A 24,563-nucleotide genomic window follows, 5' to 3' on the forward strand; every position below is an offset into this window, starting at 1 on the left:
TTATAATTCAATAATTGATGTTTCCTGGGGATATGAAACTTCAAACCTGCTGTTAGGAATTAAATCTCGCTTGTTAATCTTTTGCAATTCAAGATTAATATCAAGATCTGACGTGTGAATATGGATCGTTTTTGGTAAATTTTCGGCGGGAGATAAAGAAAAGGGTGGAGAATAGTCAATTTGCCAGATTCGATCGATTTGTTTAATTTTAAGACCCTCAAGGTCCAATCCCTGGCTTTTTGTAGATAAAACTCTAAAAGATCGTCCAGGTTGATTTGATATACAACCTGTTACCACAGGCAAAACATCTATAATTCGACCCTCAATACCAGCAAGTTTTTCAAGCAAGTTGCCGACATTAGATGCTTTGTATAATGTTTTTTTAGCGGGAATCCATATAGTTGCTTCTTTTGGTTTTACAACAATGACGGCTATAGTATTTCCCCAAAGTGATATGAGATCAAGTCTTAGGAACTCATGATTTTGATAATATAATAATATATAACGGTTAGGGTCACGGGGAGCATTAACCTTAAGAGAGAATTGAGCTTCAAAGCTTTGCCAGTAAGCACACCTCTTTTCTATAACATCGCTGGCTCTGTAGAAAAAATCATCAGTCTTTTCTTTCGAGCGAAATGTTGCGCATCCTACTTCCAGAATTATGCACAAAATCAATATAATTGCATTTCGAATTTTAATTTGTTTCAACATTGCCTATAAGCTCTCGTATCTTTTTTTCAACTTCCGCAGCCTTGTCATGACCTAAATCAATAGCACGTTGGTATAATTCAAGCGCCTTTTTCCTCATTCCTAAAGCCCTGTATATATCGCCAGCGTGATCGGCGATAATTGGATCATCTGGAGCGAATTTAAGAGCTTTTTCCATATATTCCAGAGCTTTTCGATATTTTCCCATTTTGTAATAAACCCACGCCATACTATCTAGAATGTATCCATCCTGGGGCGATTTCTCCAAAGCCTTCTTTATATATCGTTCCGCTTCATCAAGCATTATACCCTGTTCAGCATAGGTATAGCCTACATAGTTTAGTGCTTCAGGGCTTTCCGGATCAATAATTAAAATGTTTTTCATAACCTGCAGGGCTTCGTCTTTTTTACCCATTTTGTCTAGCACTACCCCTTTTCGATACATGAAGTCCGTGTCTTTTGGAAACCTGGCCACCCCTTCTTTGAACACCCGTAAGGCTTCATCTAACTGCCCGTTGTCCTCATAAACCATTCCAAGATACAGGTGAAATTCAGGAATATCAGGGTATGTTGCTATGGCTTCTTTGAGAATATTTACAGCTGAAGTGTAGTCTTTCTTTTTCACAAAGAGCAAAGCGAGCCTGACTTGAGAAAGCTTCCAGAGCGAACTTTCCCGAGAAATTAGACGATAATTAACAATAGCCTGGTCAATGTTTCCTTCCTCTTCGTATGTAGTGGCCAGGTAAAATAATGCTTGGTCGTATTTGGGCTCTTCTTTAAGAAGTTGAGAAAAATCTTCTATAGCTTTTTGATAACTTTTTTGCTTTAGGTGGATTATTCCTATTTTGAGCCTATTTTGAAGATCTTTTTTGTTGAGAGAAGAAAGCTTTTCAAAGAGTTTCAAAGCTTCATTGAGTTTGCCCTGTCTCATGTAAAAGTTACCGGCACGCTCAATTACTTCCGGGTTTTCAGGATCGATAAGAATCATCTTCTTATACATATCATCAGCTTTTTTATAGGAATTTCGAAGTTCGTAAAGGTAAGCCAAATCACTCATGGCTTCCAGAAAGAATGGGTCTATATCGAGAGCTTTTTTGTAGGTAAGCTCGGCGTAGTCGTAATATTTCATTTCAAGGAATATTCTGGCTTTATAGTAATAGGCCAAGGGATTGTCAGGAAGAAGTTCTGTTAGTCTATCAAGAGTTGTGACGGCTTTGCCGAAATCTCCCACTTGAGCATAAAGAGTTCCCAAAAGGAGGTAAATTTCCGGGGCATCGGGGTAATAGGTGAGAGCTTTCTCGAATACATCGATTGCCTGGCTTTTTTGGTTCGTGCTGGCATATAGCCTACCAAGAAGAACCAGGATTTCTTGATTGGCTGGATCGATTTTGTAGGCTTTTTCCATGTAGGTTAGAGCTTTATCATATTGACCTTGACGGACGTAGAGAAAAGCGAGTTCGCTCAAAATGGTCACCGATTGGGGATCCCCTTTGAGAGCTTCTTCGTAGGCCGCAATAGCTTCGGCTATCTTGTCTTCACCAAGAAGCTTTTGAGCTTTCAAGTAAGCGTAGTAGAAAGGAGCTGAGGTAAAAGTTGGTGGCTGTTTGGTGTTGGTTTCTCTGGAAGATGTTTGTAAAGTGGAGCAGGACCATAGAAATAACAAACAAAGAAAGACTGCAATAAAAGGTTTTTTCATCCTTAACCATCCTCCGACGGCCTGTGACTTTATCTCCTGAACGGAGACTTTTTCTCTAAATTATAATACTCTTTTTTATTAACCTGGTAGCCTGTTGATAGCGGATTTTAGCAGGACACGGGAGCTAAGAATCCCGATTAAAAAGACAGACAACCTTGAAAAATTGCTTGCAGATATCCCAATGCCCCGCCCCTTCTACTCCTCGCCGTCAAGTGCTCTTATACCACTAGGGTGACCAAAATCAACAACTTAGATTTGAATTTTTTAAGCCAGCAGCATCAGTCTTTCGCAAAGGAATCTGCCATGTAAGCGATTCTTAACGGAGGATTAAGATAGACGAAGACTTCCTGAGGTAGAGATGACGGATGGATAGTTTGTTCAATGTCTAAAGATGGTTCCTCTTCCAGAGAGATTACCGGGGCTTTAGATGGGGGGACGTCCGGATTATATAACATTACGAGTGGTTTGTGGGGTTGATTTGGCGACTTGGAAACTACAATACCTACGGAACCGCTGGATAGCTTTACAATGGTTCCAGGAGGATATACACCAAGTATTCTTATAAAAAGTTCCATTAGTCTTTTATCAAGTTTTTCATTAAGCTTTTTATACATAAATGCCAGAGCGTGATATGGGGTCATGGCTTTTTCTAAGACCGGCGGATTGCAGAGGTTATCGTAAATATTAACTATGCTTACTATCCTGGTTGCAATTCCGATTTTATCGCCTCTTAGTCCCTTTGGATAGCCTTTGCCATCCAGAGTTTCGTGATGTTCTCCTATTATTTGCTTTGGTTCTTCTGGAAAGGATGAAATCTTGGAAACAATTTCTAGTCCGAATTGAGGATGTAGCTGTAAAAAGGACTTCTCTGATTTTGTGAGTGGCTGAGTTTTTAGAATGAGAGTTTTGGGAATTTTTAGTTTTCCTATGTCATGAAACAGGGCACCCAGCCCTATGGTAAAAATATCCTCCGGTGGTAAATTCTCAGCTCGAGCAAGAAGAAGACTTAAAATACAAGTGTTCAAAGCATGATGGAATACTTCTTCTTGTTTTTTCTTCGCATTTATAAGGAAAAGCATTGTGCTAGGGTCATTAATCAGTGTATCCACCATTTTTCTCATCATGTTTTGAGCGTCTTTAAGGGATTCTTCAGAAAAGAAAAGCAAACCGTTAAGAAGGGTCTTAACTTGGCTAATAGTCTGCTCATAGGCTTTTTCGCATTTTTGGTATTTTATGAGATAAAGTTTAGCAGAGGAAATCTTTTCCTGATCTTGATCTTCTACAAAGTGATGCGAATGAGATGGCGACGATGGTGATGGTATCTCTGGTAGATGAACCTCCTTAGTGTGCATGTCTTTTTCATTGAACACTTTTAGATCGTTTTTTTTATGAGCCTCTGAGCTTAACACGAAAACAAATGGAATATCGAGAGCTTTGATTTTTTCTATCTGAGAGTCTTCCTTGATTACAAACCTGGAACGCCAGAAAGGATGTCGAAACCAAGGCAAAGGAATTTCTACCAACATCCCTTTTTTAAGCTGACCGGGATTTACTCGACGACGTACTAATTTTTTATCACGTCTAAATATCATTCCTTCATAGCGTCCTCTATTTCTTGCACAAGTTCTTTAACCACTTTTTTAGGATCGGGCGCTTTAAGTATTGGTCTTCCTACAACAATATAATCGGCTCCATTTTGAATTGCATCAAAAGCTGTAACGGTTCTTTTCTGATCATCTTTTTCTTCTGAAAATTTAGGTCTGATACCAGGAGTCACAATTAAAAAATCTTTCCCACAGTTTCGACGTATAATCGGAGCTTCCTTGCCAGAAGCTATTACGCCAGCGCATCCGGTTTCTATTGCTATCTTTGTTCTATCTATCACCGCTTTTTCAACGCTTTTTCCATGCTCGGCTTCAAAATCCCCCGGATCCATGCTGGTAAGAACAGTAACAGCTAATATGCCTGGTTTGCCTTGAGTGGCTTCAACTCCAGCCTTTAGGATTGAACGCTCAGCATGAAGTGTTGTTAAACTTACAGGATGCTGGGAAATAATTGATAAAGCCTGTATCACCGTGTTAGGAATATCATAAAGCTTCAAATCTAGAAAAACATTGAATCCTTTATCGCCCAACCAATCAACCATATAAAAATGACTTGCCATGAAGAGTTGAAGTCCGATTTTGAAAAATCGAACATATCCACCGAGCCGAGCCACAATGTTTAAAGCGTCTTCCTTTGTAGGCACATCTAAAGCCAGAATCAATCTTTCTTCTGGTGGTATAGATTTCATAATAATAACCTCTTGATCTTATCTTAGTTTCCTTCAAGAAAAGCACCGATATGATTAACAATCCGAGGCATGATTGGCGGATTTCCAAGCTTGCTTCTGATTCCCCTTAAAGCTTGCTTTTGACAGTTCCAGGGTGAAGTCGGGCTCAGGTTATGAACCTTATATGAGTCTTCAATGAGAGACTTCATAGCACCGACAAGATCTTCTATGTCAAAGTGTTGAATGAATTCCGGAATTATACTCTTTCCTGCTATTAAATTAGGCAGAGAAACAAAAGGTACTTTAATAAGCCTTTTACCAATCCAAGCGCTTACTGAAGAAACCCTGTAAAAAACGATCATCGGCACTTCTAAGAGAGCTGCCTCGAGAGTTGCCGTGCCTGAAGCTACCAAAGTGCAGTGACATTGGCTTAGCACTTCCTGTGTAACGCTCTGAAATTTTGAGCCACTAATAGGTTGTATTGATGGAAAGATGTCAAAATCGGAAATCATCTTTTCCATTCCAGGAGCCACAGGCAGAAGAAAGCGAATCCTAGGATATATCAACTTAAGTCTTTTTGCAACTTCATTTACGATCGGTATATGATGTCGCAGTTCAGAAAGTCTGCTTCCTGGGAGTATTCCTATAGTTATTGTTTGTTCAATTTTTGGTGAAACAGGCTTTTCCTGAATCTTATCCAACAAGGGATGTCCAAAATAAGATACCTTATTGATCCCCATGGATTTATATAAGGTCTCCTCAAAGGGTAGTATAACCACCATGTCGTCAATTAACCGTTTCAAAAGCTTTATTCTAGAAAATCTCCATGCCCAAATCTGTGGGGGTATAAAATACAGAATTCGAGCTCCTTTTATTTTTGCAAGTCGAGCTACAATGTGGAGATTTACGTCTGGAAAATCTATTAAAATCACGGCATGAGGAGGGGTGCTATTAAAAAACTTAAAAATAGCTGCTATAAGCTTGTATAGTTTTCTAGATTCACTGAAGACTTCTGTAGCTCCTACCACCCCTATGTTTGATACCGAGCTAATGGGAATAGCCCCGGCTTCTGATATGAGACCCTTTGTTAGAGAAAAGAAATCCGATTTTGGAAACAGGCTTTTAAGCCCTTTTAGAATCTCAACTCCATAGAGTTCTCCAGAAAGGTCACCAGCAGAGATAAATATCTTCACTGCTTATAATCCGCACTAGACTTGGCAATAAATTTGGAAATTTCCATGGCTACAGCCAGGGCTTTCCTTGCCGTCTGACCATCTACTAGGGGTTTAGATCCAGACCTGATTGATTCTACAAAGCTTTGGAGTTCTTCCAAGAGGGCATCACCAGGCTCAACGTCCAAGAACCTGAGAATATTAGAATTCCCCTGGTTTTCATAAGGTTTTAATGGCACTTCGTAAACTTCACGGTTTTTGTAATCTGCCACCAGGCATCGACCATTATCTACAATATCCATTCTACGAATGTCCTGGCTGAAGACTCGACTAGCTTCCAGGTAAGCTACAACGCCATTGGAAAAGACTATACGAGCAAAGGCGGTATCTGAAAAGTTTGTCACGATGGATTTTCCAACCGCCCACAATTCTGAAATTTGGTGAGGCACAAGGGCAAATAGAAGATCGAGATCGTGGATCATAAGATCCATTACAACATCAACGTCTGTCCCTCGTTCCTTAAATTGGCTTAAGCGCCTGGCATGTATGAACGATGGAGATTCAATCTGTGCTTTTAGAGTACGAAATGCCGGATTAAATCGCTCGATATGCCCAACCTGAATAATACAGCCCCTTTTTTCGGCTAGTTCAATGAGTTGGTCGGCTTCGTCCAGGTTAAGGGTCATCGGTTTTTCTATAAACACGTGAACTCCAGCTTCAATGAAATCTCTTCCTATATCAAAATGACTTACAGTGGGCGTAGCTACAATGACTGCTTCAACCTGATTAAGAATTTCTCTATGAGATGAAAAATAAGGAACTTTAAACCGCTCGGCTATGAACTTTGCTCTGTTTTCATTAGTATCTACCACGCCTTTGAAATCTACGTGAGGTAACTTAAGTAGCTTTTCCACATGAAACTGTCCAAGGTATCCCGTTCCCACCACAGCTATTCTGATGTTTTTCATTGATGCTTCTGAATTTGTTTTTTCGCTCTTGGTGCCTAAGGTGGTAACTTTTGCGATAAGGTTTTTAATTGTGGTTTTTCTTGCCGCTCTAAGGTTTTCCAAAGTCTCGGGTCCTTTTATTCCCACTATTGCAATACCTGCTCGATCAGCTTCTTCAATCATAGCGTCAAGGTCAAACATAAGAGTTTTACCAGCTTCCACGGCTAGCACGGATGCTCCAACTTTTTTCATGGCTTCAATAGTGCTTAAGCCTGTAGCTGGCACATCAAAACGCAAATCTTGACCTGGCTTACTCGTCTTGACCACAACCGCTCCTTTGTCACACAGCTCTCCACCTCTTATTATAGTGGCATCCGTGCCATCTATTGCTTCTACAGCTAACACGGTTTGATGTTTTACAACAACGCATTGTCCGATATCCAGCGAACCTATGGTTTTCGCCATTTTCCATCCAAAGGCGATGTCCTTGCACTCGCGATGTCCAGGTGTTCTATGGGAAAGAACTCCTTCTGGAGCCAGTAAATGATTGAGGAAGATAGTTGATGGTTCAACAGTAATTCCTTCTTTTTCTAGCTCTTCTGCGAAAGCTCTTAAGACCTCATCATCGTGCTTGGTGAGGAGTTTCATGGCAAGACGAGCGCCACGCCAATCAAGTTTGATGCGAGAATATATTCGCCTTTTATCAATGTGACCGGCAAGTGCCAGTCGGTGAACTCCTGATTCTTTCAATATGCTTATGATCTTTCCTACCTCTCCAAGCTTCACCCAGTGGAATTGATCCACATACCGAGATAGTTCTTCGCTGGTTTCACCTTCGATGCCAATTGCAACTACAGAGAAGCCTTTTTCTCTGGCGGCTTTAGAAAAAAGAATAGGGAATTGTCCTCCCCCTGCAATCAGTCCAACATAATAATTCAGGGATTCACAATTTTGTTTCATAAATGTGTCAGCAAACGGTTCTTTTCCCATCGTGTTATCGTGTAATGCCTCTTTTAGATGGTGCTTCCACAAAGGCTATTAGCTCCTCAATCTCTTTACAAAGAATTACTTCGCTGCGTATTCTCTGAATAGCAGCTTTTAAAGTAAGACCCGAACGAAACAAAATTTTGTAAGCGCGTTTGATAGCTAGAGTAGTCTCTTGAGGAAAACCTGCCCGCTTTAGCCCCACAATATTTGGGCCGTAGAGCTTTGCACGGTTGCCAGCAGCTATCATGAATGGAGGAATGTCCATGAAAATTCCACTTAATCCCCCAATGAAAGCATATTTTCCTATTCGCACAAACTGATGCGCGCCGGTAAGTCCTCCAAGAACAGCATAATCGTCAATTACCACGTGCCCTGCAAGGGATGCACAATTTGCCATAATAACATGGTTTCCTATGGAACAGTCGTGAGCTACGTGGGAGTAAGCCATCAAGTAGTTGTCATTGCCGATTCGAGTAACACCAGTTCCTCGGGCTGTACCTCTGTGGATGGTCACGCCTTCTCTAATGACATTTCTGTCGCCGATAATAACTTCCGTAGGTTCGCCTTTGTAAGTTAAATCCTGAGGAGGTAGCCCTATAGAAACGAACGGGAATATAACGTTGTTGTCCCCAATCTTTGTATTGCCATCGATAACCGCATGAGCCCCCACTCGGTTTCTTCTTCCTAGGATAACCTTAGGTCCTATTATGGCATAAGGTTCAACAACAGTTCCTTCACCTATTTCTGCACCGTCGTGGATTATTGCAGTTGGATGAATTTGAATCACCTTTGGATTTGCTCCTTTATTGTCTGTTAAAAACTAAAACTGGGCTTCAAAAGGTTTTTTCAGTGCGATTAAAAACTCTCCCTCTGCAGCTATTTCATCATCAACCGTTGCTACGCCTTTTAATTTGAAGAGATCACCTCGGTGCTTTAACAGAGACACTCTAAGTATGATTTGATCACCCGGTCTTACGGGTTTTCTGAACCTAGCGTTATCAATACCGGCAAAGTAGCCTCTCTGTTCCTTTTCTTCACCTTTGATGGCGCTGATTAAAACACCTCCGAGTTGAGCCAGAGCTTCTAGTATAAGAACTCCGGGCATGATGGGTTCGTCCGGAAAATGTCCCTGAAAGTATGGTTCGTTAATGGTCACGTTTTTTATGCCCACAACCTCTTCGGTGGATACGTTGATTATTCGATCCACCATAAGAAAAGGGTATCTGTGCGGTAGTATTGATTGAACCCATTTAACGTCCTTGGTCATTTTCCCAATCCCGCAAAAGTTTTTTAACCGTAACTTCAAGGTCTTTAACGGTTTTTCTTAAACGTTCGAGTCTTTTTATGTTCATATGAGTCTTAAATATTTCTTCTTTAGACGATGCAGGAATTCCCACGATCTCCATATAAGGTTTTACATCGGAGGCTACACCGCTCTTAGCCCCTATCATTACAAAATCCCCAATGGTTACGTGATCAGCAATGCCTACCTGCCCCCCCATAATTACTCTGTTGCCTATTTTTGAACTTCCGGCGACCCCCACCTGTCCCGCTAGAATACACTCTTCTCCGATAGTTACATTATGAGCAATTGTTACCAGATTGTCTATTTTAGATCCCCGCTTTATGCGAGTTTCTCCGAAAGTTGCTCGATCTATAGTGCAGTTTGCCCCTATCTCCACGTCATCTTCTATTACAACGATACCTGTCTGGGGAACTTTTATATGTTCGCCTGTTTCGTCCTGAGCATAGCCGAAACCATCGCTTCCAATTACAGTTCCACTGTGGATGATGACCCTGTTCCCGATTTTACATCTGTCCAGAATAATGACTCCCGGGTAGATTAAGCATTCCGATCCGATGGTTACATTTTGCCCGATATAGCAATGAGCCATGATACGACTGTTGTCACCAATGACACTTCCGCCAGCTACGTAAACAAAAGGACCTATTCCTACATTGTTGCCGACTTTTGTTTCTGGTTCCACCCACGCTGTAGGATGAATCCCTGATGGGGTTGATGTTCCTATTCCATGAATAATTTGAGCGATCTTAGCAAAGGTCGCTTTTGGATAGTGCGAGATAATGAGTGGAAACATCTGAAGTTCAGTCACAAGGGATGGATGCACCACGATCGCTCCAGCTTTTATTAGCGATAGATCTTTTGGTAAATACTTTTTGCTTTCGACAAATGTAATGTGTTCTTTGTCGGCGCTGGTGATGGGGGCAACGCCTCGTATAATAGTGGAACCATCTCCGTGGAGGAGTGCTCCACAGAGATGGGCAAGCTCGGCAAGAGAGTATTCTCGCACCGAGGTGTTCATAGGGTTATTTTTTCTTTCCTGTGCCAGAAGGAGTTGATGGCGTGGATGGCGCTATGGTCTGAGGTTGTTTATCAAGTTCCTGGATGATTTTTTGAGTTATATCGTATTTATCATCGCCATAGACTAAACCACCTCTTCTAGCTTCAATTACGATGTCATATTTTTCCTTCTTTGCTACGTCTTTTACTATTTCCATAATTTTGTCTATAAGGGGTTTCATGAGTTGTTCAGAGAGATCTTGTAACTTTTTGTTAGATTCCAGAAGAAATTTCTCGCCTTCTTGGCGTTTTTCTTCAAATTCTTTCATTTTTTGCTTTTTGGAATCTTCGGTCATTTTGCCTTTCGACTGAATTTCTTCTCTCATCCTGGAGAGTTCTTCCTGTTTTGTCTGGAGTTGCGATCTAATCTGGCTTTCTTCTTTTTTAAGTTTTTCCTGCACAGATTTTCCCCACTGGGATGTAGATAAAACCTTGTCTAAATCAAAGAAAGCGATCTTTTGTTCTGCTTGGGAAACCGACACCCCCAGAATGAAAACCACCGCAAAAACTGATGCTAGCATCGAAATTCTTCTAGCAAATTTCATAGAAACCTCCACATATAGTTTGTTTAATTAACGCTCGTAACCGAGCGAAAAGACGTGCATTAGCCTTATGGCTTTTGCCGTATCTCCTTTACAAGTTTAGAAAAATGCTCCCATTGAAAACTGCCATGTGCTTCTTGAGTCTCCAGGTCCAGGATCAGGGTTGTAAGCCCATTCGATTCTAAGGGGTCCCAAAGGCGACGCCCATCTTAAGCCTCCCCCTACACCCATTTTGAATTTGGAAATGTCTAGTTGCTCTCCTTCGGCAAAAGCATTGCCCGCATCAAAGAAAAGGACCCCCTTCAGGTTTATTTCTTCAAATATGGGGAAGATAAGTTCGGTGTTAAAGAGTCCGTATTTGGTGCCTCCGATTTTGTCACCCGTGACAGGATCTTTAGGGCTGAGTTCTCCCCATTCGTAAGATCTTACCGAATTAATTCCGCCAAGAAAAAAGCGATCTGAAATCAAGATGTCCTTGTCTCCAGTTTTAATTATCCAACCCATTTCTCCCTTAACTAACCCAACAAGTTTCCAGAAGAGTGGTAAATATTTCCCGGCGGCTATTTCATATTTGGTGAAGTCTGTTTCACTTCCAAGGTAACTGCTAGATTCTTCTACCGAAACCCTTATTATGGACCCTTTTGTGGGTAGAAAGGGGTGGTCTGTTGAGTCTCTTTCTGCTGCCAGTATAATACTACTTTTAAAGTGTCGGCCTTCTTGTCTTTTTATAATGGATGAAGCGTCTTCTGAAACATCCTCTATGCTTGTATTTTCAAGGATGTATCCAACTGTGAATTTGCTCCAATTTCCAAAGGATCTTCCCGTTCTTACTTGGAATCCCTGGGCGTCTTTAGTGAAATCATCGTATTCACGTAGCCAATCATAAATATCGGTAGCGAAAAAGTAATATGAATCGAATACACTCGGTTCAACGAAGCTCAGCATGTATCGTTGAACTGACCCACCTAAGTGAGCCCTTAAGGAAAGCATTTGTCCTCGACCGAAAAGGTTTCTCTGAGTTACTTCCCCGCCTATAAAGGGGCCTTCGTCTGATGAGTATCCACCGCCGGCTCCTATATGACCTGTCAGTTTTTCCTTAACGTTGACGTTTATGTTCATAACATCAGGGGATTCGGTGTCTACCGGATTGACTTTGACCTCTTCAAAATAGTCCAGACGTTTTAGCTTTGCTTCGCTATTTTCGATTTTTGTGGCACTGAAAGTTTCTCCCTCAGTTATTTGAAACTGGCGTCTTATAACCTTTTCCATTGTCTTCGTGTTCCCGGATATTTCGATACGCCCAATAGAAACTTTAGTGCCCTTTTTGACTTCAAGTTCAATGTTAGCTTCAAGCTTTTTTGTGTCTTTATGAATATGAGGCTCCACTTCCGCACGGGCATATCCCTGATCAAGACATAATCTAGTAAGATACTGGATGTCTTTCCTTACTTTCTCTCGACTGAAGTGTTCTCCAGACTTCGTTTGGATCTTCTTCGCCACGTTTTCTTTTGTGTCTATAGGATCACCCGTGACTCTAAAAGATCCAACTTTGTAACGGGGCCCTTCTTCGATAGGCACTTGAATATAAAAACCATCACTTCGCTGTTCCACTTTGGGAGTTCCAACTCTGGCGTCCATAAAACCGTTATCGTGATAAAAAACTGTAAGACGATCTACGTCCGCCTCAAGCGTATCGCGTTGTAGAACACCCCTTTCTTTGCTCCAGAATAAGAGAATGCTCTTTTCTTTGGTCTGCATTACTGACCTAAGTTTTCTCTCGGAAAATGACTTGTTTCCTTGGAAAGTGATTTTTTTGACAAAGAACTTTTTACCTTCCTGGATTCTGAAAGTTACCTGAGCTTTTCTTGGATCCCTGGGGAATTCGATAGTGTAATCAACCTTTGCTTCGTAGTAAGCCTTTTGGTGGTATAGGTTTAGGATGCTTTGCACGTCGTCGGCGAGTTGTTTCCTTTTAAGCACCGTATGAGGTTTAATCTGAACGGCTGCTAGAATATCCTTTTTGTCTATGCCGGAGTTACCTTTAACTTCCACTACATCAACCATGGGGTTTTCCTTGACTTTGAAAATTACTTCTTTCCCTTCAGGGGTGTCTCGAGCCTCAACCCCCACATCTTCAAAATACCCCATGTTGTATATGGCCTTTATGTCTTCCTGGATTTTGGCCTGTAAAAAAGGCTGGCCTTCCAAAGTTTTTATGACCGATCTTATCGCATCAGCTCCTATGCGCTCGTTTCCTTCCACTTTCACTCTGGCAACCATCTGCTGAGGAAAGACTCTTCCTGCTACCTTATCGGCGATCTCCGCCATCGATCTTCCAAGGTCCTTGGTTCCTCTAGCTTCTGAGAAAACAGATAGTGGACTTCCTCCGGTCTTTACCGGCACAAGTCGCAAATCCACGCTCATGATATCTCCCAATACTGTTACTGCGCCCCATAAAGCATAATCCCATCCCCTGGCAATTCCTGTGCGCTTTGCTTGATCATCAGAGTGTAATGTCTCTCGTTCGACCGCAACCTTTATTCCCTGCTTTAGGAGTTCCTCTTCTAGCGAAGTAACAATTGCCTTTTGTATAGCCTCCCCATCTTTTGCCCCATGTAACATTGGAGAAGAAATGCCCACCAGCACTTCTTTTCTTTCCTGAGCCGTGGCTATTGCTGCGCTGAAGATTAAAAGCGTTATAACAAACGTGATAACCTTAATAGATTTGATTTGCATTCCTTACTCCTGGCTGTTGTTTTAACGCCTTACATATTTAACCATTAAACCATGGACGGTATCATTACTTTTCCTGTATCAACCGCCCATCTACCAGTCTCAGCGATCTATGCATCATGGACGCTAGTTCCATGTTGTGGGTTACCACGACCATTGTCAACCCTAATTCCTCGTTAAGTTCGACAAGCATTTTATGAATTGTTCGGCTGGTGCGGCTGTCGAGGTTTCCTGTGGGTTCATCGGCGAGAAGAACCGGAGGAGATAGGACAAGTGCTCTAGCAATTGCAACTCTTTGCTGTTCCCCGCCAGAAAGTTCACCAACACGGCGTAAAAGACAATGTCCAAGCCCGAGCCGCTCAAGCCAGTTAACGGCTTTCTCTCTAAGTTTAGATCGAGAACAACCGGCGATAATCCCCGGCATCATAACGTTTTCCAGAGCATTGAATTCAGGCAACAGATAGTGGAATTGAAAAACGAATCCGACGTGAGTATTTCTAAAGTGAGCGCGTTTTTCATCGCTAAAAGCTAGCACATCCTGTCCGTTGTAATAAACCCGCCCCGCAGTTGGTCTGTCCAAAAGCCCCAAGATGTGAAGAAGAGTTGATTTGCCAACTCCAGATGCTCCCGTAATTGCTACTCTTTCTCCGCTTCTCACCGCCAAATCCAGATCTCTAAAAACTTCCACCTGTTTAATGCCTTCGCCGTAGACCTTAGTAAGCCCCACTGCTTGAATAAGAGAAGCTTCCGAACGTTTTTCATTCATACCGTAACGCCTCAACAGGATCAAGCTTTGCCGCCTGATGCGCAGGATAAATTGTTGCACCAAAACTGATGATAATAGCAGCCAGACAGACGAAAAATACATCCCAGAATTCTATTTTTACGGGGAGATTTGAGATGTAGTAAATATCCTTGGGAAGTTCTATAAAATGATATCGTTTAAGAATGCCGCAGAGAATAAATCCTCCCACCAGCCCAAGAATTGTTCCGCAAATGCCTATAAATAGCCCCACAAGCATAAAGACACGTCGAATGCGTGATGCTGTCGCCCCCATCGCTTTCATTATTGCGATGTCTTTTGATTTGTCCATTACCAACATTATAAGCGAACTGACAATATTAAAAGCTGCTACAAGTACGATCAGAGTAAGGATGATAAACATGGCAGTTTTTTCGAGCTTGAGAGCGGAGAAAAGGTTTCTGTTCATCTGCATCCAGTCTCTGACCCAGTAGGAATAACCAAGCTTTTCCTGAATCATCGATGCTACCCTGGATGCATCATCGGCATCTAGAAGCCAAATTTCAATTCCCATTATTCGATCCGTCATACCTGAAAGTTGTTGAGCCTCACGAAGACTTATAAATGCAAATGTTTGATCGTAATCATATACTCCCGATTGAAATAAACCAACCACTCGATAGGCTCGGCTTCTCGGAACTTGTCCCATAGGAGTAATTCTTCCAGATGGGACGAGAATATTTACAACATCATTGAGGTGAAGGTTCAATTGTTTTGCCAATTCGACACCGAGAATAATACCGGGGGTGGTTAGCTCTTTTCCTGATAGAGAAGTATTTTCGATGTCATCGATCCGTCCCATGATTAGATTTTTGGCGATCATTTCTGAACGGTCTTTGTGAACATCGACACCTCGAATAACTGCCCCGGTTGACCTTCCTCCGGAACTTAACAGTCCCTGAAGGTATATAAAAGGTGATGTAATTCTTATTCCCGGCAGGCTATTTATTTCATTAATTACCGATTCGTAGTCCGGAATACTTCCATGAAGACTTCTTACAACCACATGAGCTGTTGCTCCCAGAATTCTCTCCCTTAAATCGCTCTGGAATCCGTTCATCACAGCAAGCACCACTATAAGAGCCATAACCCCTACTGCGACCCCGGCTATGGATATAACGGTTATAAGAGAAAGAAGCCCTTGTCGTTTGCGAGCTCGAAAGTATCTAAGCCCCACAAACCACTCAAATGGAAGCCTTTCCTGAAGATACACAGCCTTAATCGTCCTTCTTTTCTGGTTTAAGTTGTGGAAAGAGTATAACATCTCTTATGGATGGCATGTCTGTAAAAAGCATCACTACTCTGTCAATACCAATTCCTTCTCCTGCCGCAGGAGGCATGCCATACTCAAGAGCGCGAATGTAGTCTTCATCCATTTCGTGAGCCTCCTCATCCCCGGCTCGCTTTGCTTCGATCTGTTTTATAAACCGTTCTTTTTGGTCGCGAGGATCGTTGAGTTCCGAAAAGGCATTAGCCATTTCCCTTCCTGCAATAAAGAGCTCAAATCTATCAACAAACTCCGGATTTTCATCGTTTTTTCTTGAAAGCGGTGAAACTTCAAGCGGGTAGTGAATGATAAAGGTTGGCTGAATGAGTTTTGGTTCAACGGTAAGGTCAAATAGCTTTGTGAGTAACTTTCCGTGTCCTTCGTATCGTTCTACGGGGATGCCAAGAGATCTTGCGAGTTCGGCGGTTCCTTCAAATGAAACTAGCTTTTCTTCAGGGAGTCCACCAATTACGGAAAGACTTTCCATAAACTTGTAAACTTTCCAGGGGGGCGAAAGATCGATAAGTTGTCCTTGATAAGTAATTTGCTGATTACCGCCGTTTACAGCATCGCAAAGCGTCACAAAAAGTTCTTCCGTAAGTTTTATTAAGTCTTCATAGGTTGCATAAGCCTGATAAAATTCAAGCATCGTAAATTCAGGATTGTGCTGAGTCGATATGCCTTCATTTCTGAAGTTTCGGTTAAGTTCAAAGACTCGTTCAAATCCACCTACAAGAAGTCTTTTGAGATAAAGTTCGGGGGCAATTCTGAGATATAGATCTATTCCCAAAGCATTGTGATGGGTTTTGAAAGGCTTTGCTGTTGCTCCCCCAGGAATAGGTTGCATCATAGGGGTTTCTACTTCCATAAAACCTCTGTCTGTAAGAAATTGGCGTATAGTTTGGATAATCTTTGTTCTCTTCCGGAAAACTTCACGAACGAAGTCGTTCATAATGAGATCTACATATCTTTGACGGTAGCGGATTTCGACGTCCTTTAGCCCATGGAATTTTTCCGGAAGGGGTCTGAGGTTTTTAGTGAGAAGCACGAAGTCTTCCACCAGAATGGTTAGTTCTCCTGTTTTTGTGCGGAAAGCTGGTCCTTGGACTCTAACGATGTCCCCAATATCTATTTTTTTTGCAAAGGCAAACTGGTCTTCCGGCATGCGGTTTTTCTGAAGGTAAATCTGAAGACGTGCTCGATCGTCTTGAAGATGCATGAAAATAGACTTACCAAAGGAGCGTATCGCCATGATCCGCCCTGCGATGCAGAATCGATCTTGGGATTCTTCGAGTTCCTCACTCGTTTTGTTCATGAGCTTTTCGACAACATCAGAAAGCTTGTGGGTTACTCTGTAATGATTTGGATAAAGCGGTATACCTTCCCGCTCGAATGTTTCTGCCTTTTTAAATCGCTCTTTCATTACGATATTCAGATCTTCCATCTTTCACCATCCCTTCATCACTTGATTATTAGCATGATTTTTAGCACTTTTACCACGCGGTTTCGAAACGCTAGATGAAAGCTTCTATTCAGTCAAGCGGTTCATGATCCTGACCTCTTAAAAAATCCCGAGATTGTAAATCCTATGATTAGAAGCCCTATAATGGCAAGGGTCCACTCATCTTGGGAAACGATTCTTACAATACCAGAAATCAAAACACCTATTCCCCCAATAAGGCAAAGTATGCGTGTCCCGGTACTCATTAGTTTGCTTTCCTCTCATTAAATAGCTTTTTCTATAATTAATAATCCCCATCTCATGACGAATTATCCTTTTTATTAATCTTTCCTTGCTTAGCTTGTTGTGCTTTTTTACGTGTGATAAATGAAAAAGTCAAAGGAGAGAACAAACGAAAAGGAAGGCGCGATTTTTCATGGCTAATCTGAACAGAAGCTATGTTCTTTCTTTTAACCCTGTAATCGAATCTGTAAAATACCGGATCTGTGCTGGGAGGGCTTTGAACGAAAAAGACATTTCACTCATGAAACGGGCTCGAGCAATTATTTTGCCTCAGGGATGTTCCTCTGAACTTTACTGGGCAGCAGTGCGCTGCTGCCCTAATGTCTTTCCTGACTACCACTGCCGTTTCCTTTACCCAGGAAAAACTGGTCAGATCAGGATGTTTAGAGCTTTTGGGATTCCTCATCCTAGAACCATGCTTTTTGGTTCCGTCAGTATTTTTTGCTACTCTATGCTGGATTCTCTTTCTTATCCGGTTGTCGTAAAAAGCGCTGTTGGTGGGGAAGGGGAGAATATCTTTTTTGTGCCTGATCGAAAAACTATGAATGATGTTCTTGAGCGAATAAGGCTTTTAGAACGATCAGGGGTTTTTGGGTTTCTTATTCAGGATTACGTTCCCAATAACGGTAAAGATCTTCGAGTTATTATCATGGGTAAAAGGCTTTATGCATATTGGCGTGTTGCTTCGGAAGGAGAATTCCTGCACAATATTTCCAAAGGGGCTACATTAGATCTAAAGTCAGATGAAAAGAAAATCCAGGCTGGCATTTTGTTAGGGGATACCTTGCGAAAACTCACAGGCATCAACCTTGCCGGGATTGATGTTATTTTCCATAAAGAAGACCTGGAAGGGAAAAATCCCCTTCTTCTGGAAGTAAACTACTTTTTCGGTCGCAAAGGGCTTGGTGGAGACGCCGTTTATTATCAGCTTCTAAATGAAACTGTAAGAGAATGGTTGTCATCTTTACCTGGCGATTAACCGCCCCCTACCGGAGGAAAGAAAGCAACTCTTTCGGATCCCTTTAGCTTATGATCCAGTGAAGAATGGATTCCATCAACCATGACTATTTTAACTTCTTCTTTTGGAATGCCCAGTATCTCGATAACTCTATTTACGGACGCACCGGGTTCGACAGACACGGAAATTCCCTTTTCCGGATCGTAATCAGGAATAAAACGCCTTAGAGTAGCGGCAAGAAGTACTTGCAGAGGCATAAAAAGCTTCTCCTATTTGGCGTTTGTTGGTTGATGTTGCCCGTGGCGAAAAACTCTTTTTACATGAACATTAGACACAAGAGCTGCGTAATCCTTCCCTTGCTCTACTCGCACATTGATCGTCTGATGGTCAATTTCCATATACTTTGAAAGTACGGCTATAATATCATTTTTAATTTTTTCCATCACTTCCGGTTCGATGCTCAACCTATCATGAAGAAGCACAATCTGCATTCTGTCCCTTGCTATTTTGCCACTTTTTCTGTCGGTAAAAAATCTCTTTATTGCATCGAGCATTGCTTTAGCTCCTTGTTCAATTAGAGTTAACCGCTATCAAGCATTCCACAGGAGTTTTTTCACTATTCCCAGCAAGCCACCTTCATGATTATCGGAAGGAATTGGAATGTTTTCTCCTTCTAGCCTTCCTGCGATTCGCTTAAAAGCTGCTGCTGTATTGCTTTTCTTTTCGTGCACCAGCGGAATTCCACGGTTAGTAGATATAACAACTTCTTCGCTTTCGGGGATAACTCCTATAAGTGGTATGGACAGAAGAGAACAGATGTCCTCAGTGGACATCATATCTCCCCGCCGGATCATTTTTTGGTTTACTCGGTTGATTATCAAGTGAATGTCTTTCAGCATATTAGCTTCCAGAAGTCCGATGACTCTATCTGCATCCCGTATGGCAGACACTTCAGGGGTTGTGACAACAAGGGCTTTTTGAGCACCTGCGATGGCGTTTCTAAATCCTTGCTCAATACCTGCAGGGCAGTCCACTAGCACGTAGTCAAAGGTTTCGATGAGATTCTCACAAAGCTTTTTCATGTCTTCAGGTCTGACGGAGTCTTTGTCGCGAGTTTGAGCTGCGGGAATAAGATAAAGAGAATTGATTTTACGATCGCGAATCATCGCCTGTTCTATGCGACATCTTCCTTCGACGATGTCAACCAGATGATAAACTATTCTGTTTTCAAGTCCCATTACCACGTCAAGGTTACGTAAACCTATATCGGCGTCCACAAGGACCACCGATCTTCCTCTCATAGCAAGAGCGGTGCCAAGGTTGGCTACCGTTGTTGTTTTTCCCACGCCCCCTTTTCCGGAGGTAATCACAATGGTTATCCCTGGCATTTTTGTAACTCTCCTTTTGTTAAAAACTCGTAACCTGTATCCGATCGTCTTTTATTTCAGCTATTTCATAGCGTTTGGTCTGCGGCGGTTTGTCCTCCCGGGGCGGCATAGCAACAAGATCAGCAATTCTGAGTTGGCTAGGTTCGATCGATAGAGCCCATATCTTGGAGTCTCTGTTTCCATAGGCTCCAGCATGTGCAATGCCCCGTAAGACTCCAAACACAATAATGTCTCTACCTGCAATTATTTCCGCCCCAGGGTTAACATCTCCAAGCACCACACAATCTTGGGGCGTTTCGATTCTTGTGCCTGAGCGACAGGTCTGCTTTATAATCACAGGTTCTGGTTCTTTTTCCTGAAAGGGAATCTGATGGATTGGAATACCGATTTGCTTTGAAGCCCATTCAAAAAACGAGTCAAACCTGTGTCCAAGTCTGAGTTCTGTAACATTAGCATGCCACTGATTTTTAAGAAGATCCCTCAGGGCTATGATTTCATCGAATCGAAAGGGGCGGAGCCCAAGATCGATTACAATTTTTGCTGACTTGAAAAATCTATTTGATTCCTCCCACCGCTTTTCCAAATATCTAAGTATCATCTGAAAGGGAAGGGATGGATCCAGGATAAATACGAACTGCCCATCCCTTTGAGCCCTTATTTGAACAGCGTGGGAAAATTCCTTGTTCATTCTTCCTCCCCTTACTAATTCCGGGAGCGCTATATTTAGCCTGGGAGTAAGCACCTGACTTTTTTCAACTTATCGATTTTGCTTAACAACCTTCTCTGGCCAGATGACAAATCTTTCCAAATCCCGCCAGTGTGAAATCCGTGGAAAGTCAGTTCCCTTTCTATTCCACGGTTGATCATAGACTATAATCCCAAATCCTTCGGCTCGCAATTTTACACAGGTATCCCAGCGATCTTCAACAAAGACTTTGATGTTCATTTCTCTGAGAATAGCTTGTTTTCTATCGGGATCACCTGTAGCTACCACCTTGATGGCTTCTTGGGGAACATCCGGCAAAATGTTGTGAATCCACCTGGTAATAGATTCAGGCCATATTCTAGCTGTTACAAACCTTAAAGGTGAATATTGGCTCAGTTTTCTAAGAAATTCTGGAGCACCGGGACAGGGTGGCACTCTGAGTGTGTATTCATCACTCAGAACAACGCATATCAGTTCATTAAGAATATCTTTGCTGATTCCAGGAAGACACTTATGAAGTTCATATTCGCAGATGTGCTCTTTTGAAAAATCTTTTATGCCAAGTTTTTCTCTAACCAGATCAACGAAAACAGCCATTGTGTCGGCTACAACTCCATCAATATCAAAAGCTATTTCCCAGGGAAATGCGGAAACACGATCAACTTTTTCTTCTGGCGACTCAGTCAGTGATGCATACTTGAGCTGGTTCGTCGAAGCGGAACCATATTTCATAGACACCTTCCTCCAGGTGGCTGTGAATAACATATCCCACCTTATGGAATACGCTCAGCATCTTTCGGTTTGATGCGAGCACATAAGCACAAAAACCGCTTATTCCCTTACTTTTAGCGATTTCAGACAAATAATGTAATAAAAATGTGCCTATTCCTCGCCGTTGATATTCAGCTCTTACTGCAAAATCCACTTCAGCCATATTGGAACGCTGATCAAGAATATAACGTCCCATGGCGATGATGGTTTCCTTTTTGTTGATTTCTCCCACTATTCCGACAATTGCCATTTCGTGTTCGTAGTCAATATTGCACATTGCCTGGATGTCTCTATGTGGGAAAACTCTCATTGCCGATAGAAAACGGTAATAAATATCCTGATCCGGCAGTGAGTAGAAAAATTCTTGAAGAGCTCTTTCATCTGTGGGTTTTATGGGTCTAAAGAAAATCTGTAGATTATCCGGGAATACTTGATAAACTTCCCATTGACCGGGGTAAAGGGGTTCGTAAATTGGTGGTAGGATCTGGTCCTGGTAAACATACCGAATGCGTTTTGCTTCGGCAAGGAGTCGTTCTCTAAATTTGGGATGAGCTATATTGATCAGAGCTAAAGCTCTTTCTCGTATGGCTTTTCCGAAAAGATTGGCGATCCCGAATTCATTAACCACATACCAGACCGTACTGCGAGGACTTACAACGCCTGCTCCACTTGAAAGATGAGTCACTATGCGGGATTTTCTGCCGTCAGGACTTGTTGAAGGCACAAGGATGATCGTTTTGCCATCTTCTGCTTTTGACGCTCCAACCATAAAATCGATGTAACCACCAACGCCGCTGTATATCTTATGCCCGATGGAATCGGCACACACCTGCCCGGTGATGTCTATTTCCAGAGCCGCATTGATTGCCACCATCTTATGGTTTTGGCTTATGACCATACTGTTATTTACATACTCCGTTGGATATAGCTCCACCTGGGGGTTATTATGAACAAATCGGTAGAGTCTTTCTGTGCCCAGGCAAAAAGTTGCAACGGCTTTGTGAGGATGAAGAGTTTTATGTCGTCCCGTAATAACCCCTTTTTCCATAAGCGCCATATGAGTGTCGGTAATCATGTCGGAATGAAGCCCTAAATCCTTTTTGGATGCCAGGTAACGTGTTGCCGCATCAGTGATGCGACCGATTCCAGTCTGAATGGTTGAAGAATCTTCCACAAGACGCTCTACATATTGTCCTATACGATCATAGATGGCGCTTTTAGGTTGTTGAGCAACCTCCAGAAGGGGTTCGGTATGTTCAACGAAGTAGGAAATTTGAGTCACATGAAGGAATGTGTCCCCCATGGTTCGGGGCATTTTTTCGTTTACTTGAGCGACGACAAATCGAGCGTGTTGAGCCGCCGTTTTGGTTATTTCAACAGAAATACCAAGTGAGCAAAAACCATGTTCATCTGGTGGAGTCACATGAATCAAGCATACATCTAAAGGCAAGTGACCCCCGGGTTTGAACATATTAGGAATAGAAGAAAAATATGCCGGGACATAGTCAGCAAGACCCCAGTTAACAGCCTGACGTGATCTGGGTCCCAAAAAGAAAGTTTTAAGTCGGCAGTGTTTTTGCCACGGGATCCAATCCTCCGGCATCTCCCCCAAGGAAAGATTCTGAATAAGTTCTACCTCTGTGTAATGGTGAATAACGCTGAATAGAGCTTTAACCAGGAAGCAAGGTTCACCACAGCCTGGTGCAATATATACCCGGCATCCGTCTGACAAAACTGATCTTAAGGCTGTCTCAGCATCGACGGTGCGCTCTCGGTAATATGTTTTCCACAACATGGAAATCGTCCTCATTGATTGTCAAAGATCTTTCTTAGTATTATCGTTTCTTCTCTCCCAGGCCCGACAGAAATTATTGATACAGGAATTCCAACCATTTCTTCAATCGTTTCGATGTATTTCTTCACCTCTGGCGGTAAATCACTGTAGCGTCTGGCTGAGCGAATATCTTCGTCCCATCCAGGTAATTCCACATACTCCGGCTTACATTCTTCAAAGACTTTCATCTGGGATGGCATTTCTTCAAATATCATCTGCCCATTGTGAGCATATCCTTTTGAGATCATTATATTTTTTAACCCAGTAAGGACATCCAGCTTCGTTATAGCTAGGGATGTTAAACCGTTTATCCGTCTTGCGACGCGCACCATTGTAGCATCAAACCATCCGCATCGCCTGGGCCGTCCTGTTGTAGATCCATATTCCCCGCCTCTGTCTCGCAGTAGCCCGCCCAGGGCATCTTTAAGTTCGGTAGGAAATGGCCCTCCACCGACTCGGGTAGTGTAAGCCTTTGCAACTCCCACTATTTGGTCAATTGCAAGCGGGCTTACACCTGAACCACAACAGACATTCCCGGAAATAGTATTCGAAGATGTTACGTAAGGATAGGTTCCGTGATCTATATCAAGATGGGTTCCTTGAGCGCCTTCAAACAGAATGTTTTTATTTTCTTTGAAGGCTTTTTCTAGCTTGATCGACACATCTTCCACAAAAGAGGCTAGTTGTTGTCCGTAAGCAAAGTATTCTTCAGCGATTGCCTCAGGAGAAAAGGGTTCCTGACGATAATAGTGTTCAAACAGGAAGTTTTTTTCTTCCAGAACCGTTTTTAACTTTTCCAGCAGAACCGTTTCGTTTAGAAGGTCTTCTATTCTGATTCCGTTCCTAGCGACTTTGTCTTCGTAGCATGGACCGATACCTCTTCCTGTAGTGCCTATTTTGCTATTTCCTTTCTTGGCTTCCCGTGCAATGTCCAGAGCCTTATGATAAGGCATTATGACGTGAGCTCGAGGGCTAATTACAAGCTTTTCTTTATGAATGGGTATTCCGTTTTCTTTGAGCTTCCGGATTTCTTCAAGAAGAACCGCCGGATCTATTACCACTCCATTTCCAATCATGCACACGGTTGATTCGTGGAGAATACCGGAGGGGATGAGATGAAAAATGTGTTTTTTACCGTTTACTACAAGCGTATGACCTGCATTATTGCCACCCTGAAAGCGAACCACTATTTGAGCTTTTTCAGCAAGAAGGTCGATAATTTTGCCTTTTCCTTCGTCACCCCATTGCGTTCCTATGATAGCGACCGTTGTCATGAACCTTCAGACTCCTTTCTGAGTTCTTTTTGTGCCTTGCCCATAAAAAACCCTGGGCATCCTTTTTAAGGGAATGTCCAGGGCTAGGATAAAGCAAAAACTTGTTATTTGCCACAATTTTTATTGTGTCATTTGCCTTACAATACACATCACGATTTTTTAGAAGGCTTAGTCATGGCTAACCTGACAATGTTAGGAAAAGAGCCCGCTGACAACTCTCACGGTTACCCTATCGTAGAGGCATGGCATGCCATGCCCCTACTTATGGTGCACTACTCCAGCGATCTTGCTCCAAACGTCCTCAAAAAGCAGTGGGTTAAAATGATCCCAGGTAAGGGATAATTTTCGCATAGGCCCAGGCTAACCTTCAAATTTTTCCCACCCACTTCAAATTGAACCC

The 24,563-nt window shown here is 42.4% G+C and carries 23 protein-coding genes; 2 read left to right on the forward strand and 21 right to left on the reverse strand.

Annotated elements, in window-relative coordinates:
• From WHS38_02045 to lysS, 14 genes are all read right to left on the reverse strand, one after another.
• Complete coding sequence (locus WHS38_02045; protein ID MEJ5299750.1) at positions 1-711, reverse strand: lipoprotein insertase outer membrane protein LolB; 711 nt, start codon at positions 709-711, stop codon at positions 1-3.
• Positions 695-2,404, reverse strand: coding sequence for a tetratricopeptide repeat protein (locus WHS38_02050; GenBank protein ID MEJ5299751.1), 1,710 nt, complete (start codon positions 2,402-2,404; stop codon positions 695-697). The genes WHS38_02045 and WHS38_02050 overlap by 17 nt, the downstream gene beginning before the upstream one ends.
• Before the next feature lie 278 nt (positions 2,405-2,682).
• The gene (locus tag WHS38_02055; GenBank protein MEJ5299752.1) at positions 2,683-3,996 is read right to left on the reverse strand and encodes an HD-GYP domain-containing protein; all 1,314 of its coding nucleotides are present in this window, start codon (positions 3,994-3,996) and stop codon (positions 2,683-2,685) included.
• Positions 3,993-4,697, reverse strand: a complete 705-nt coding sequence (gene pyrF, locus WHS38_02060) for an orotidine-5'-phosphate decarboxylase (protein ID MEJ5299753.1) — start codon at positions 4,695-4,697, stop codon at positions 3,993-3,995. The genes WHS38_02055 and pyrF overlap by 4 nt, the downstream gene beginning before the upstream one ends.
• Positions 4,698-4,720: 23 nt before the next feature.
• Positions 4,721-5,869 (reverse strand): lipid-A-disaccharide synthase, encoded by a 1,149-nt coding sequence (lpxB, locus tag WHS38_02065; protein MEJ5299754.1) that lies wholly within the window; start codon positions 5,867-5,869, stop codon positions 4,721-4,723.
• Positions 5,866-7,785 carry a UDP-2,3-diacylglucosamine diphosphatase LpxI gene (lpxI, locus tag WHS38_02070; GenBank protein MEJ5299755.1) on the reverse strand — a complete coding sequence of 640 codons (1,920 nt, stop codon included), beginning with the start codon at positions 7,783-7,785 and terminating at the stop codon, positions 5,866-5,868. Before lpxI ends, lpxB begins: the two co-directional genes overlap by 4 nt.
• 4 nt (positions 7,786-7,789) lie before the next feature.
• A complete protein-coding gene (lpxA, locus tag WHS38_02075; protein MEJ5299756.1) occupies positions 7,790-8,569 on the reverse strand; it encodes an acyl-ACP--UDP-N-acetylglucosamine O-acyltransferase in 780 nt (259 codons plus the stop codon).
• Between the two features lie 33 nt (positions 8,570-8,602).
• Positions 8,603-9,049, reverse strand: coding sequence for a 3-hydroxyacyl-ACP dehydratase FabZ (gene fabZ, locus WHS38_02080; protein ID MEJ5299757.1), 447 nt, complete (start codon positions 9,047-9,049; stop codon positions 8,603-8,605).
• Positions 9,033-10,106: a UDP-3-O-(3-hydroxymyristoyl)glucosamine N-acyltransferase gene (lpxD, locus tag WHS38_02085; GenBank protein MEJ5299758.1), complete on the reverse strand. Its 1,074-nt coding sequence runs from the start codon at positions 10,104-10,106 to the stop codon at positions 9,033-9,035. The genes fabZ and lpxD overlap by 17 nt, the downstream gene beginning before the upstream one ends.
• Before the next feature lie 4 nt (positions 10,107-10,110).
• Positions 10,111-10,689 (reverse strand): OmpH family outer membrane protein, encoded by a 579-nt coding sequence (locus WHS38_02090; GenBank protein ID MEJ5299759.1) that lies wholly within the window; start codon positions 10,687-10,689, stop codon positions 10,111-10,113.
• Between the two features lie 96 nt (positions 10,690-10,785).
• Positions 10,786-13,422 (reverse strand): outer membrane protein assembly factor BamA, encoded by a 2,637-nt coding sequence (gene bamA / locus WHS38_02095; protein ID MEJ5299760.1) that lies wholly within the window; start codon positions 13,420-13,422, stop codon positions 10,786-10,788.
• A 64-nt stretch (positions 13,423-13,486) separates the two neighbouring features.
• Positions 13,487-14,185 (reverse strand): ABC transporter ATP-binding protein, encoded by a 699-nt coding sequence (locus WHS38_02100; protein MEJ5299761.1) that lies wholly within the window; start codon positions 14,183-14,185, stop codon positions 13,487-13,489.
• Entirely contained in the window at positions 14,178-15,434 is a 1,257-nt protein-coding gene (locus WHS38_02105) for a lipoprotein-releasing ABC transporter permease subunit (GenBank protein MEJ5299762.1), read from the reverse strand. Before WHS38_02105 ends, WHS38_02100 begins: the two co-directional genes overlap by 8 nt.
• A 4-nt stretch (positions 15,435-15,438) precedes the next feature.
• On the reverse strand, positions 15,439-16,932 hold the full coding sequence (lysS, locus tag WHS38_02110) for a lysine--tRNA ligase (GenBank protein ID MEJ5299763.1): 1,494 nt from the start codon (positions 16,930-16,932) through the stop codon (positions 15,439-15,441).
• A gap of 433 nt (positions 16,933-17,365) precedes the next feature.
• Here lysS and WHS38_02115 point away from each other — a divergent pair, with 433 nt between their 5' ends.
• Positions 17,366-18,211: a hypothetical protein gene (locus WHS38_02115; protein ID MEJ5299764.1), complete on the forward strand. Its 846-nt coding sequence runs from the start codon at positions 17,366-17,368 to the stop codon at positions 18,209-18,211.
• Here WHS38_02115 and WHS38_02120 read toward each other — a convergent pair.
• From WHS38_02120 to WHS38_02150, 7 genes are all read right to left on the reverse strand, one after another.
• Positions 18,208-18,447, reverse strand: coding sequence for a MoaD/ThiS family protein (locus WHS38_02120; protein ID MEJ5299765.1), 240 nt, complete (start codon positions 18,445-18,447; stop codon positions 18,208-18,210). The genes WHS38_02115 and WHS38_02120 overlap by 4 nt on opposite strands.
• Positions 18,448-18,459: 12 nt before the next feature.
• Entirely contained in the window at positions 18,460-18,744 is a 285-nt protein-coding gene (gene minE / locus WHS38_02125; protein MEJ5299766.1) for a cell division topological specificity factor MinE, read from the reverse strand.
• Between the two features lie 36 nt (positions 18,745-18,780).
• Positions 18,781-19,578: a septum site-determining protein MinD gene (gene minD / locus WHS38_02130; GenBank protein ID MEJ5299767.1), complete on the reverse strand. Its 798-nt coding sequence runs from the start codon at positions 19,576-19,578 to the stop codon at positions 18,781-18,783.
• Positions 19,579-19,597: 19 nt separating this feature from the next.
• Positions 19,598-20,266 (reverse strand): septum site-determining protein MinC, encoded by a 669-nt coding sequence (locus WHS38_02135; GenBank protein ID MEJ5299768.1) that lies wholly within the window; start codon positions 20,264-20,266, stop codon positions 19,598-19,600.
• A 69-nt stretch (positions 20,267-20,335) separates the two neighbouring features.
• On the reverse strand, positions 20,336-21,016 hold the full coding sequence (locus WHS38_02140; GenBank protein MEJ5299769.1) for a hypothetical protein: 681 nt from the start codon (positions 21,014-21,016) through the stop codon (positions 20,336-20,338).
• Positions 20,964-22,850 carry a GNAT family N-acetyltransferase gene (locus WHS38_02145; GenBank protein MEJ5299770.1) on the reverse strand — a complete coding sequence of 629 codons (1,887 nt, stop codon included), beginning with the start codon at positions 22,848-22,850 and terminating at the stop codon, positions 20,964-20,966. Before WHS38_02145 ends, WHS38_02140 begins: the two co-directional genes overlap by 53 nt.
• Before the next feature lie 11 nt (positions 22,851-22,861).
• A complete protein-coding gene (locus tag WHS38_02150; protein ID MEJ5299771.1) occupies positions 22,862-24,163 on the reverse strand; it encodes an adenylosuccinate synthase in 1,302 nt (433 codons plus the stop codon).
• Positions 24,164-24,337: 174 nt separating this feature from the next.
• Here WHS38_02150 and WHS38_02155 point away from each other — a divergent pair, with 174 nt between their 5' ends.
• On the forward strand, positions 24,338-24,505 hold the full coding sequence (locus WHS38_02155; protein ID MEJ5299772.1) for a hypothetical protein: 168 nt from the start codon (positions 24,338-24,340) through the stop codon (positions 24,503-24,505).
• Positions 24,506-24,563: the final 58 nt, after the last annotated feature.

The sequence above is a fragment of the Thermodesulforhabdaceae bacterium genome (assembly GCA_037482015.1).
Classification (GTDB): domain Bacteria; phylum Desulfobacterota; class Syntrophobacteria; order Syntrophobacterales; family Thermodesulforhabdaceae; genus JAOACS01.

What these genes read in the sequence shown, in the direction of transcription:
- WHS38_02045 (MEJ5299750.1), bottom strand. Translation starts at nt 711, where the DNA reads ATGTTGAAACAAATTAAAATTCGAAATGCAATTATATTGATTTTGTGC.
- lpxD (MEJ5299758.1), bottom strand. Translation starts at nt 10,106, where the DNA reads ATGAACACCTCGGTGCGAGAATACTCTCTTGCCGAGCTTGCCCATCTC.
- WHS38_02155 (MEJ5299772.1), top strand. Translation starts at nt 24,338, where the DNA reads ATGGCTAACCTGACAATGTTAGGAAAAGAGCCCGCTGACAACTCTCAC.
- bamA (MEJ5299760.1), bottom strand. Translation starts at nt 13,422, where the DNA reads ATGCAAATCAAATCTATTAAGGTTATCACGTTTGTTATAACGCTTTTA.
- lpxI (MEJ5299755.1), bottom strand. Translation starts at nt 7,785, where the DNA reads ATGGGAAAAGAACCGTTTGCTGACACATTTATGAAACAAAATTGTGAA.
- WHS38_02120 (MEJ5299765.1), bottom strand. Translation starts at nt 18,447, where the DNA reads ATGCCTCTGCAAGTACTTCTTGCCGCTACTCTAAGGCGTTTTATTCCT.
- minE (MEJ5299766.1), bottom strand. Translation starts at nt 18,744, where the DNA reads ATGCTCGATGCAATAAAGAGATTTTTTACCGACAGAAAAAGTGGCAAA.
- WHS38_02150 (MEJ5299771.1), bottom strand. Translation starts at nt 24,163, where the DNA reads ATGACAACGGTCGCTATCATAGGAACGCAATGGGGTGACGAAGGAAAA.
- WHS38_02140 (MEJ5299769.1), bottom strand. Translation starts at nt 21,016, where the DNA reads ATGAAATATGGTTCCGCTTCGACGAACCAGCTCAAGTATGCATCACTG.
- lysS (MEJ5299763.1), bottom strand. Translation starts at nt 16,932, where the DNA reads ATGGAAGATCTGAATATCGTAATGAAAGAGCGATTTAAAAAGGCAGAA.
- fabZ (MEJ5299757.1), bottom strand. Translation starts at nt 9,049, where the DNA reads ATGACCAAGGACGTTAAATGGGTTCAATCAATACTACCGCACAGATAC.
- WHS38_02145 (MEJ5299770.1), bottom strand. Translation starts at nt 22,850, where the DNA reads ATGTTGTGGAAAACATATTACCGAGAGCGCACCGTCGATGCTGAGACA.
- WHS38_02055 (MEJ5299752.1), bottom strand. Translation starts at nt 3,996, where the DNA reads ATGATATTTAGACGTGATAAAAAATTAGTACGTCGTCGAGTAAATCCC.
- WHS38_02050 (MEJ5299751.1), bottom strand. Translation starts at nt 2,404, where the DNA reads ATGAAAAAACCTTTTATTGCAGTCTTTCTTTGTTTGTTATTTCTATGG.
- WHS38_02090 (MEJ5299759.1), bottom strand. Translation starts at nt 10,689, where the DNA reads ATGAAATTTGCTAGAAGAATTTCGATGCTAGCATCAGTTTTTGCGGTG.
- WHS38_02100 (MEJ5299761.1), bottom strand. Translation starts at nt 14,185, where the DNA reads ATGAATGAAAAACGTTCGGAAGCTTCTCTTATTCAAGCAGTGGGGCTT.
- WHS38_02135 (MEJ5299768.1), bottom strand. Translation starts at nt 20,266, where the DNA reads ATGAACAAGGAATTTTCCCACGCTGTTCAAATAAGGGCTCAAAGGGAT.
- pyrF (MEJ5299753.1), bottom strand. Translation starts at nt 4,697, where the DNA reads ATGAAATCTATACCACCAGAAGAAAGATTGATTCTGGCTTTAGATGTG.
- WHS38_02115 (MEJ5299764.1), top strand. Translation starts at nt 17,366, where the DNA reads ATGGCTAATCTGAACAGAAGCTATGTTCTTTCTTTTAACCCTGTAATC.
- minD (MEJ5299767.1), bottom strand. Translation starts at nt 19,578, where the DNA reads ATGCCAGGGATAACCATTGTGATTACCTCCGGAAAAGGGGGCGTGGGA.